Here is a 10,427-nt window from a genome sequence, read left to right on the forward strand (position 1 = left end):
TCCAGCAGACGCTCTTCCAGATGGGGCGGAGCGTCCTGGACGGCCAGGACGGCCTCTGCGAGATCAGGCTGTCACTGCCCAACAAGCACCACTTCCTGGTCGATCTGGAGCCGTTCGGCCTGGACAACGACAACGAGGTCTACTTCGCGGCGGACCGCCCGTACGGGCTCATCGAGGGCACGGTGCTCACCGATGACGCGCGGGACGCCCCGTCCGCCTGGAACTGAGGAACTCTGGAGACATGGACTTCCTGCGACCGCTGACCTGGGAGGACGCGCTGGCCGCCAAGGCGGGGCGGCCGGGCGCGCGGCCCGTGCAGGGCGGCACCGACGTCATGGTCGAGATCAACTTCGACCAGGACCGCCCCGAGGCGCTGCTCGACCTGACCCGCATCCGCGACCTCACCGAATGGGACAGGGTGGACGGCCGGCTCCGCGTCGGCGCCGGCGTCCCCTACGCGCGGCTGATCACCGAGCTGGGCGGGCCGCTGCCCGGCCTCGCGCAGGCGTCCCGGACGGTCGGCTCGCCGCAGATCCGCAACCGGGGCACCGCCGGCGGCAACCTCGGCGCGGCGTCGCCCGCCGGGGACGCCCATCCGCCGCTGCTCGCCGGGGACGCGGTGATCGAGGCCGAGTCGGCGGCGCGCGGCGTCCGGATGATCCCGGTCGGCCGGTTCTTCACCGGCGTGAAGCGCAACGCGCTGGAGCCGGACGAGCTGATCCGCGCGTTCTGGGCGGTGCCCGCGTCCGGCCCGCAGTACTTCTCCAAGATCGGCACCCGGAACGCGATGGTGATCGCCGTGTGCTCGTTCGCGCTGGCCCTGCACCCCGGCGAGCGGCGCGTCGGCACCGGCCTCGGCTCCGCCGCGCCGACCCCGCGCACCGCCCCCGAGGCCGAGGCGTTCATCTCCCACGAGCTGGACTGGGACGGCCGCCGCCCGCTCCCGGAGCCGGCGGTGCGGCGGTTCGGCGACCTGGTGCGGGACGCGGCGTCCCCGATCGACGACGTCCGCGGGACGGGCGGCTACCGCCGGCACGCGCTGTCGGTGCTGGCGCGCCGCACCCTGACCTGGGCCTGGGACGAGTACCGGGCGGGAGCGAACGGAAGGAGGGCGTCCTGATGCGCGTGAACGTCACCGTGAACGGGGCGGCGGAGGCCGTGGACGACGTGTGGGAGGGCGAGAGCCTGCTCTACATGCTGCGCGAGCGGATGGGCCTCCCCGGTTCGAAGAACGCCTGCGAGCAGGGCGAATGCGGCTCCTGCACCGTCTACCTGGACGGCGTGCCGGTGTGCGCCTGCCTGGTCGCGGCCGGGCAGGCCGAGGGCCGCGAGGTCGTCACCGTCGAGGGCCTCGCCGAGGGGCCGCCCGGCGACGAGCGGCTCGACCCCGTCCAGGAGGCGTTCGTGGAGACGGGCGCGGTCCAGTGCGGGTTCTGCACGCCGGGCCTGATCGTCCAGTCGCACGACCTGCTCGCCCGGAACCCGGCGCCGAGCGACGCCGAGATCCGCGAGGCGCTCGCCGGGAACCTGTGCCGCTGCACCGGCTACGAGAAGATCCTGGACGCGGTGCGCCTCGCCGCGCGGCGGAGGGCCGGCGCATGATCATCGAGAACGCGCACGTCGTCACCGTCTCCGGCGAGGAGTACCCGGACGGCCACATCGTGATCGACGGCGACCGGATCACCGCCGTCGGCCCCGGAAGGGCCCCCGGCAGCGACCCGGAGCGGATCGACGCCCGCGGCTGCCTCGCCACCCCCGGCCTGGTCAACGCCCACCACCACCTCTACCAGTGGGCGAGCCAGGGCATGGTCACCGACGGCACGCTCTTCGAGTGGCTGACCACCCTCTACAAGCCCTGGTCGGCGATGGACGCCGAGGTCGTCGCGGGCGCGGCGACGGCCGGGCTGGCGTGGCTCGCCAAGTCGGGCTGCACCACCTCCACCGACCACCACTACCTGTTCCCGAAGGGGCGCGGCGACCTGTTCGCGGCGGAGATCGAGGCGGCGCGGGAGGTCGGCGTCCGGTTCCACCCGTGCCGGGGCTCGATGGACCGGGGCGCGTCGCAGGGCGGCCTCCCGCCGGACGAGGTCGTCGAGGACCTCGACACGGTCCTCGCCGCGACCGCGGACGCGATCGACCGGTACCACGACCCGTCGCCCGGCTCGATGCTGCGCGTCGCCGTCGCGCCGTGCTCGCCGTTCTCCGTCACCCGCGACCTGCTGGTGGAGTCGGCGCGGCTGGCGCGCGACAAGGGCGTCCGGCTGCACACCCACCTCGCGGAGACGGTGGACGAGGAGGAGCACACCCGCGAGCAGTTCGGCATGACGCCGGCCGAGTACCTGGACTCGATCGGCTGGCTCGGCCCGGACGTGTGGCTCGCGCACTGCGTCCACCTGCACGACACCGACGTCAAGCGGCTCGCCGAGACCGGCACCGGCACCGCGCACTGCCCGAGTTCGAACGCGCGGCTCGGCGCCGGGATCGCCCGCGTGTCGCACCTGCTGGCGGAGGGCGCGGCGGTCGGGCTCGGCGTGGACGGCTCGGCGTCGGCGGAGCTCGTCCCGCTCGCCGGGGAGATCCGGCAGGCCCTCTACATGCAGCGCGCCCGCTACGGCCCGACCGCGCTGACCGCCCGGCAGGCCCTGGAGATGGCGACGCTCGGCGGCGCCCGCTGCCTCGGCCGGGAGGACGAGATCGGCTCCCTCGAACCCGGCAAGCTCGCCGACATCGCGCTGTGGCGCGTGGACGGCTTCCAGGCGGCGATCGACGACCCGGTCGTCGCGTTCGCGTTCGGCCCCGTGCCGCCGCTGCGGCGCCTCCTCGTCGGCGGGCGCACCGTCGTGGACGGCGACACCCTCGTGACCGTCCCGCAGGACGAGGCGGCGCGGCGCGGCGCCGACGCCCACCGCCGCCTCATGCGGCTCGCGGAGGAGGTGCTCTAGATGGGGTCACCGTCCGGTAAGGCGTCCCCGGTGAGGAGCCCGGGACATGTCGCCGCGCCCGGCATCGGCGGGGTCGGGGAGAGCCCGCTGCGGCCGGACGGGACGCTCAAGGCCACGGGCGAGTTCGCGTACGCGTCCGACCTGTGGATGGAGGGCATGCTGTGGGGCGCGACGCTCCGCAGCCCGCACCCGCGCGCGCTGATCCGGTCGGTCGGCATCGGGCCGGCGCTCGCGCTGCCCGGCGTCCGGGCCGTCCTCACCCACGCCGACGTGCCGGGCCGGAAGGTGTTCGGCATCGACCATACCGAGGACCAGCCCGTCCTCGCGATCGACCAGGTCCGGCACCAGGGCGAGCCGGTCGCGCTCGTCGCCGCCGACCATCCGGAGACGGCGCGGCGCGCGCTGGAGCTGATCGCCGTCGAGTACGACGTGCTGGAGCCGGTCACGGACCCGCGCGCCGTGATCGCCGACCCGGAGCGGCTGAAGGTCCAGGACCGCGGCGGCATCACCCGCCACCAGCCGGTCCGCGTCGGGGACGTGGACGCCGCGAAGGCCGAGGCCGACGTGGTCGTGTCCGGGGAGTACGAGGTCGGCATCCAGGACCAGGCGTTCCTCGGGCCCGAGTCGGGCCTGGCGATCCCGTCCGAGGACGGCGGCATCGACCTGTACGTCTCCACGCAGTGGATCCACAACGACCTCAAGCAGATCGCGCCCTGCCTCGGGCTCGCCGAAGACCGGGTGCACATGACGCTCGCGGGCGTCGGCGGCGCGTTCGGCGGCCGCGAGGACCTGTCGATGCAGATCCACGCCGGGATGCTCGCGCTGCACACCGGCCGCCCGGTGAAGATGTCGTACGACCGGTACGAGTCGTTCTTCGGGCACGTCCACCGGCATCCCGCGCGGATGCGCTACGAGTACGGCGCCACGTCCGGCGGGAGGCTCCTCTACGCCGACGTCGAGATCATCCTGGACGGCGGCGCGTACACCTCGTCCACCATGAACGTCGTCGGCAACGCGGCGTCGCTCGGTGTCGGCCCGTACGAGATCCCCAACATCCGGATCGACGCGTACGGCGTCTACACCAACAACCCGCCGTGCGGGGCGATGCGCGGGTTCGGCGCCGTCCAGGCGTGCTTCGCCTACGAGTCGATGATGGACAGGCTCGGCGCGGCCTGCGGCCTCGGACCGATCGAGATCCGCCGCCGCAACGCGGTCTCGCAGGGGTCGCGGCTCGCGACCGGGCAGGTCATCGAGTCGCCCGCGCCGCTCGCCGAGATGCTGACCCGGCTGGAGGCGATGCCGCCGCCCGCCGCCGCCGACCCGTCCGACCTGCGGAACCTGCCGGGCGGGGTCGCGCAGACGACGCACGGCGAGGGCGTCGTGCGGGGCGTCGGCTACGGCGTCGGGATCAAGAACATCTGCTTCTCCGAGGGCTTCGACGACAAGTCGACCGCCCGCGTCCGGCTGGAGGTCATCGGCGGCGAGGCGACCGCGCTCGTCCACACGGCGGCGGCCGAGGTCGGGCAGGGGCTCGTGACCGTCCAGGCGCAGGTGGCGCGGACGGAGCTGGGCGTCGAGCGGGTCACCATCGCCCCGGCGGACACCGGGGTCGGCGACGCGGGCTCCTCCAGCGCGTCCCGCCAGTCGTACATGACGGGCGGCGCGGTGAAGGCGGCCTGCGAGGCGGTGCGGGCGCGGCTGCTCGCGCTCGCCGCCGACCGCCTCGGCCGCACCGATCTGACGGTCGCCGGCGGGAAGATCGTCTCGCGGTCGGGCGGGGTGCTCGGCACGATCGAGGACGTCCTCGGATCCGCCGCCATCGAGGAGACCCGCGAGTACCACCACCGGCCCACCTCCCGGATGGACCCGCTCACCGGGCAGGGCCGCAGCCACACCCAGCTCGCGCTATGCGTGCACCGGGCCGTCGTCGACGTGGACGTGGAGCTCGGCCTCGTCAAGGTCGTCGAGCTGGCCGCCGTCCAGGACGTCGGTAAGATCATCAACCGGCTGTCGCTGGAGGGCCAGATCCACGGCGGCTCCGCGCAGGGCCTCGGCCTCGCCGTGATGGAGGAGATCGTCGTGGCGGACGGGCTCGTCCGGAACCCGTCGTTCACCGACTACCTGATCCCCACCATCCTCGACATGCCGCCCATGCGGCTGGACATTCTGGAATATCCCGACCCCGAGGCGCCGTACGGGCTGCGCGGCGCGGGCGAGCCGCCGACGCTGTCGTCCACGCCCGCGATCGTCGCCGCGATCCGGGACGCGACCGGCCGCGCCCTCACCCGCGTCCCCGTCCGCCCCGAGCACATCGTCTCCGAGCACATCGTCTCCGAGCACACCGTCTCGGATCACACCGTCTCGGATCACACCGTCTCGGATCACATCGTCCAAGGAGGGCCATGACCCGGCGGTTCGCGGTCAACTGCTCGATCCTGTTCACCGAGTTCCCGCCGCTCGACCGCCCGGCGGCGGCGCGGGCGGCCGGCTTCGGCGAGGTCGAGTTCTGGTGGCCGTGGAACGGCGAGCCGGAGCCGTCCGCCGCCGACGCGGACGCGTTCTGCCGGGCGGTCGAGGACGCCGGCGTGCGGCTCATCGCGCTGAACCTCTACGCGGGCGACCTGGCGGCGGGGGAGCGGGGCGTGCTGTCCGACCCGTCCCGCGCCGAGGAGTTCCGCCGGAGCCTGGACGTGCTGCTGCGGATCGCCGAGCGCACCGGCGCCCGGTCGTTCAACGCGCTCTACGGGCAGCGGCTGGACGGCGCGGACCCCGCCGAGCAGGACGACGTCGCCACCGCGAACCTCGTCCACGCCGCAGGGCGGGTCGGCGAGATCGGCGGGACGCTGCTCATCGAGCCGCTGGCGCGCGGCCTCAACGGCGCCTACCCGCTGGAGACGGCCGCCGACGCCGCCGGGGTGGTGGCGCGCGTCCGCGCGGCGGGCGCGGACAACGTCCGGCTCCTGTTCGACACCTTCCATCTGGCGACGAACGGCGACGACCTGGAGAAGGCGGCGCGTGCGCACGCCGCCGACATCGGGCACGTCCAGATCGCGGACGCGCCCGGCCGGGGGCGCCCCGGCACCGGCCGGATCGACTTCGACCGCGTCTTCGCCGTCCTCGACGACATCGGGTACGGCGGCCGGGTCTCGCTCGAATACGTGCCGCAGGGGCCCTCGGCGGAGGAGTTCGCATGGACGACCTCCTGATCAGGTCGCGCCGCGCCGTCCTGCCGGACGGCGAACGCCCCGCCGCCGTCTCCGTCCGCGACGGCCGGATCACCGCGATCTCCCCCTACCCGGCCGGCGGCCCCGCCGCCGACTCGGTCGACCTCGGCGACGTGGCGCTGCTGCCGGGCCTGGTCGACACCCACGTCCACGTCAACGAACCGGGCCGCACCGAATGGGAGGGCTTCGCCACCGCGACCCGGGCCGCCGCCGCGGGCGGCGTCACCGCGCTCATCGACATGCCGCTCAACGCGCTGCCGCCGACCGTCGACCCGCCCGCGCTCGCCGCCAAGCGCGCCGCCGCCGAGGGCGCGTGCGCCGTGGACGTGGGCTTCTGGGGCGGCGCCGTCCCCGGCAACCTCGCCTCGCTCCGCCCGCTGCACGACCTCGGCGTGTTCGGGTTCAAGTGCTTCACGTCCGACTCGGGCGTCCCGGAGTTCCCGCCGCTCTCCGCCGCGGAGCTGCGGGCCGCGTTCCGGGAGATCGCCGGGTTCGGCGGGCTGGTGATCGTCCACGCCGAGGAGCCGGCGGAGCTCAGCCCCCCGGCGGGCGGCGGCTACGCGGAGTTCCTCGCGTCACGGCCGCCGTCCGCCGAACGCCTCGCCGTGGAGCGGGTCGTCCGGCTGGCCGAGGAGACCGGGGCGCGCGCCCACATCCTGCACCTGTCGGCCGCCGACTGCCTGGACGTCCTCGCCAAGGCCCGGTCGGACGGCCTTCCCGTCACCGCCGAGACCTGCCCCCACTACCTGGCGCTCTCCGCCGAGGAGGCCGCCGTCACCGCTTTCAAGTGCTGCCCTCCCATCCGCGGCACCGCCAACCGCGAACTGCTCTGGCAGGCGCTTGCGGACGGCGTCATCTCGTGCGTCGTCACCGACCACTCGCCCTGCACGCCCGAGCTGAAGCGAGGCGACTTCGCGACCGCGTGGGGCGGCATCTCGTCCCTGCAACTGGGCCTCCCCGTCGTCTGGACGGCGGCACGGGAACGCGGGCACGGCCTGCACGCGGTCGTGCGCTGGATGTCCGAGGCGCCCGCCGCCCTGGCCGCCGTCCCCGGCAAGGGCGCCATCGCCGTCGGCAATGACGCCGACCTCGTCGCCTTCGCGCCCGACGAGACGTTCACCGTGGATCCGGCGGCCCTCCACCACCGCCACCCCGTCACCCCCTACGCGGGCCGGACGCTCACCGGAGCCGTCCAGGCCACCTGGCTCCGGGGAGAGCCCGCCGGCCGCGGACGCCTCCTCCACCGGGAACCGCGATGACCGAGTTCACCTCCCTCCCCGACCTGGCCGTCCGCACCCTCGGCGGCTCGGTGGCGGCGGCGAGCGACGAGTCGTTCGCCGAAAAGGAGAACCTGATCAACCCGTGGGCCCCGGCGTTCTCCCCGGAGACGTTCGGCCCGAAGGGGCAGCTGTACGACGGCTGGGAGACCGCCCGCCGCCGCGACGGCGGCCACGACTGGGCACTGATCAGGCTCGGGCTGCCCGGCGTCGTCCGCGGCGTCGTGATCGACACCGCCTGGTTCAAGGGCAACTACCCGCCCCGCGCGTCCGTGGAGGCGTGCGCCGTGGACGGCTACCCGTCCGACCTCTCCGGCGCGGGCTGGGTGGAGATCGTCCCGGAGAGCCCCCTGAAGGGCGACACCGCGCACGCCTTCCCGGTGGCGGTCGAGCGGCTGTTCACCCACGTCAGGCTGAACATGTTCCCGGATGGCGGCATCGCCCGGCTCCGCGTCCACGGCGAGGTGGTCCCCGACCCCCGCCTGCTCGCCGGGCTCACCGTCGACCTGGCCGCCCTGGAGAACGGCGCCCGCGTCACCGAGTGCTCGAACATGTTCTACTCCTCGCCCGACAACATGCTGTTCCCCGGCCTGGCCCGCAACCAGGCCGAGGGCTGGGAGACGGCCCGGCGCCGCGACGCCGGGCACGACTGGGCGGTGATCCGCCTCGCCGCTCCCGGCGTGGTCAGGCTCGCCGAGATCGACACCGCGAACCTGAAGTTCAACGCCCCCGGCTCGGCCGCCCTGCACGGCCGCGACGCCGCCGGCACCTGGCACCCCCTGCTGCCCCGGACCGCCCTGCTCCCGGACACCAGGCACCGCTTCCGCCTGACGGCGTCACCCGAGGTCACGCACGTCCGGCTCGACATCCACCCGGACGGGGGCATCGCCCGCCTCCGCCTCCTCGGTGACCTGACCCCGGACGGCGCCCGGGCCCTCGACGCCCGCTGGACCGCCCTGAAACATTAGGCAAACCATTGACGGCCGCTAAGAACCTGCCTAAATTCTGAGCACTCCATCGCCTCCGCACCCCTGTCACGGCCAAATACTCGACAAAATCCTGACGCCCGCTACGCCGACATCCATTTATTGAGTCCGGCCCAGGAGGAACCCCCATGAAACGACTCCAGGCAGGCGCGCTCGCCGCCGTCCTGGCGGCGCCGTTGGCCCTCACCCCGGCGGCCCACGCGGCGGCCGCCCCCGCGCACTACACCGGCACGCTCCCCGACGGCGCCACCTGGATCGCCGACGTCCCGGCCGACTGGAACGGCACGCTCGTCCTGTTCAGCCACGGCTTCGGGCCCCTCACCCCGGCCGACCGCCCGAGCGAGGCCGCCGGCCAGGCCCTCCTCGACCGCGGCTACGCCCTCGCCGGCTCGTCCTACGACCCGGACGGCTCCCTGTGGGCCCTCGGCAGCGCCGTCCGCGACCAGATCGGCACCCGCGACGCCCTCGCGAAGCTCATCGGCCGCCCCCGCCGCACCCTCGCCCTCGGCCAGTCCATGGGCGGCCTGGTCAGCGCCAAGCTCGCGGAGACCCGCGCCGTGGACGGCGTCCTCACCACCTGCGGCATCGTCGGCGGCGGCCCCGACCTGAACAACTACCAGCTCAACGCGGGCCACACGATCGCGACCCTGCTCGCCCCGTCCCAGCGGATCAAGCTGACCGACTACACGTCCCCGGTGGACGGCGTCGTCGCCGGAACCCAGCTCACCCTGGCCGTGACGAACGCCCAGTCCACCCCCGCCGGCCGCGCCCGCATCGCGCTGGCCTCGGCGTTCCTCAACCAGTCGTCCTGGTTCTCCGGCGACTCCCCGCCTCCCCGCCGCGACTACGCCGCCCAGGAACTCCAGCAGTACCAGTGGCTGTCATCGGGCGTCCTGACGTTCATCTTCAGCGGCCGCTACTCGATCGACCAGGCAGCCGGCGGCGACAGCGCCTGGAACAAGGGCCTGGACTACGCGCGCCTCCTGCGCACCTCGGCCAACCTCCGCCAGGTCGAGGCCCTCTACCGCAAGGCCGGCCTGAACCTGCGCGCCGACCTCGCCGAACTCTCCGCGACCGCCGCCAAGCAGGTCGAGCCCGCGCCCCTCGCCTGGCTGACCCGCACGTCCGAACCCACCGGCCGCCTGACCGTCCCGACCCTGACCGTCCACACCATCTCCGACCAGCTCGTCCCGGTCGAGCACCAGAACGAGTACGCCGGAACCGTCCGCGCCGCGGGCCGCACCCCGCTGCTGCGCCAGGCGTACGTCAAGCGCACCGGCCACTGCAACTTCACCGCGTCCGAGTACGTGGCCTCGCTCCAGACCCTGGAGAAGCGCGTGAAGACCGGCCACTGGCCCAGCACGACCGCGAACTCCCTGAACAGGACCGCCGCGTCCCTCGCCCTGGACCCCGCGGCCTTCCTGACCTACCGCCCGACCGCCCTCGTCGTCCAGCCCTCGCACCCGTAGCGGAGGTAGCCGCCCCCGCCTCGGACCGCGGGCGGGGGCGGACCGCCGCGGATCAGTGGGTTTCGGTGGGGTCCTCTTCCAGGAGGTCGTCGAACTCGCCGTCCTTGACGCCCGCGATGAAGGCGTCCCACTCGGCCTCGGTGAAGTAGAGGATCGGGCCCGCGGGGTTCTTGGCGTCGCGCATCACGACGGCCCTCTCACCGAAGTCCTTGTGCTGGACGGGGACGTCCTTGCCATCGATGAACTCGATGATGACCCCGTCGCTGAGGATCGGTTCCTGCTCGGTCACTGGCACACCTTCTTCGTCCTGGCTCCCTGACGGGGCCAAGGCTAGTCGGGAAGGGGCCCGCGCCACACGGTAACCGGACGGGTGCTCAGGGGTCGATGCGACGCTCAGGGGTCGATGAGGAGGCGGGCGGCGGTGATCTCCAGCCGGGACTGGATCTCCTCGGCGGTGGCGTTGCCGCGCAGCATCTCGATCATCTCCATCGTCCAGATGCCGGACAGCGCGCGGGCGGCGAGGCGGCGG

General features: G+C 73.8%; 9 protein-coding genes and 1 pseudogene. 9 read left to right on the plus strand and 1 reads right to left on the minus strand.

All coding sequences use genetic code 11. The features are described 5' to 3' along the window. From AB0K34_RS44515 to AB0K34_RS44555, 9 genes and pseudogenes are all read left to right on the plus strand, one after another. A pseudogene (locus AB0K34_RS44515) lies at positions 1–227 on the plus strand (urate oxidase); the annotation flags it as partial. 14 nt (positions 228–241) lie between these two features. Beyond that, positions 242–1,120, plus strand: coding sequence for an FAD binding domain-containing protein (locus AB0K34_RS44520; RefSeq protein ID WP_138640092.1), 879 nt, complete (start codon positions 242–244; stop codon positions 1,118–1,120). Next, positions 1,120–1,602: a (2Fe-2S)-binding protein gene (locus tag AB0K34_RS44525; RefSeq protein ID WP_138640093.1), complete on the plus strand. Its 483-nt coding sequence runs from the start codon at positions 1,120–1,122 to the stop codon at positions 1,600–1,602. Before AB0K34_RS44520 ends, AB0K34_RS44525 begins: the two co-directional genes overlap by 1 nt. Further along, complete coding sequence (locus AB0K34_RS44530) at positions 1,599–2,942, plus strand: 8-oxoguanine deaminase (RefSeq protein ID WP_364554553.1); 1,344 nt, start codon at positions 1,599–1,601, stop codon at positions 2,940–2,942. The genes AB0K34_RS44525 and AB0K34_RS44530 overlap by 4 nt, the downstream gene beginning before the upstream one ends. After that, positions 2,943–5,348 carry a xanthine dehydrogenase subunit D gene (pucD, locus tag AB0K34_RS44535; RefSeq protein WP_364554555.1) on the plus strand — a complete coding sequence of 802 codons (2,406 nt, stop codon included), beginning with the start codon at positions 2,943–2,945 and terminating at the stop codon, positions 5,346–5,348. Further along, complete coding sequence (locus AB0K34_RS44540; RefSeq protein WP_364554557.1) at positions 5,345–6,148, plus strand: TIM barrel protein; 804 nt, start codon at positions 5,345–5,347, stop codon at positions 6,146–6,148. Before pucD ends, AB0K34_RS44540 begins: the two co-directional genes overlap by 4 nt. Further along, positions 6,133–7,425 (plus strand): allantoinase AllB, encoded by a 1,293-nt coding sequence (allB, locus tag AB0K34_RS44545; RefSeq protein ID WP_364554558.1) that lies wholly within the window; start codon positions 6,133–6,135, stop codon positions 7,423–7,425. The genes AB0K34_RS44540 and allB overlap by 16 nt, the downstream gene beginning before the upstream one ends. Continuing rightward, positions 7,422–8,411, plus strand: coding sequence for an allantoicase (gene alc, locus AB0K34_RS44550; protein WP_364554560.1), 990 nt, complete (start codon positions 7,422–7,424; stop codon positions 8,409–8,411). The genes allB and alc overlap by 4 nt, the downstream gene beginning before the upstream one ends. 146 nt (positions 8,412–8,557) lie before the next feature. Then, positions 8,558–9,898 carry a hypothetical protein gene (locus AB0K34_RS44555; RefSeq protein WP_364554562.1) on the plus strand — a complete coding sequence of 447 codons (1,341 nt, stop codon included), beginning with the start codon at positions 8,558–8,560 and terminating at the stop codon, positions 9,896–9,898. A 52-nt stretch (positions 9,899–9,950) separates the two neighbouring features. On the opposite strand, the gene AB0K34_RS44560 is transcribed toward AB0K34_RS44555, so the two are convergent. Further along, entirely contained in the window at positions 9,951–10,187 is a 237-nt protein-coding gene (locus tag AB0K34_RS44560; protein WP_171069316.1) for a DUF397 domain-containing protein, read from the minus strand. Positions 10,188–10,427 lie beyond the last annotated feature (240 nt).

It is taken from the genome of Actinomadura sp. NPDC049382 (assembly GCF_040677125.1).
Lineage (GTDB): Bacteria > Actinomycetota > Actinomycetes > Streptosporangiales > Streptosporangiaceae > Spirillospora > Spirillospora geliboluensis.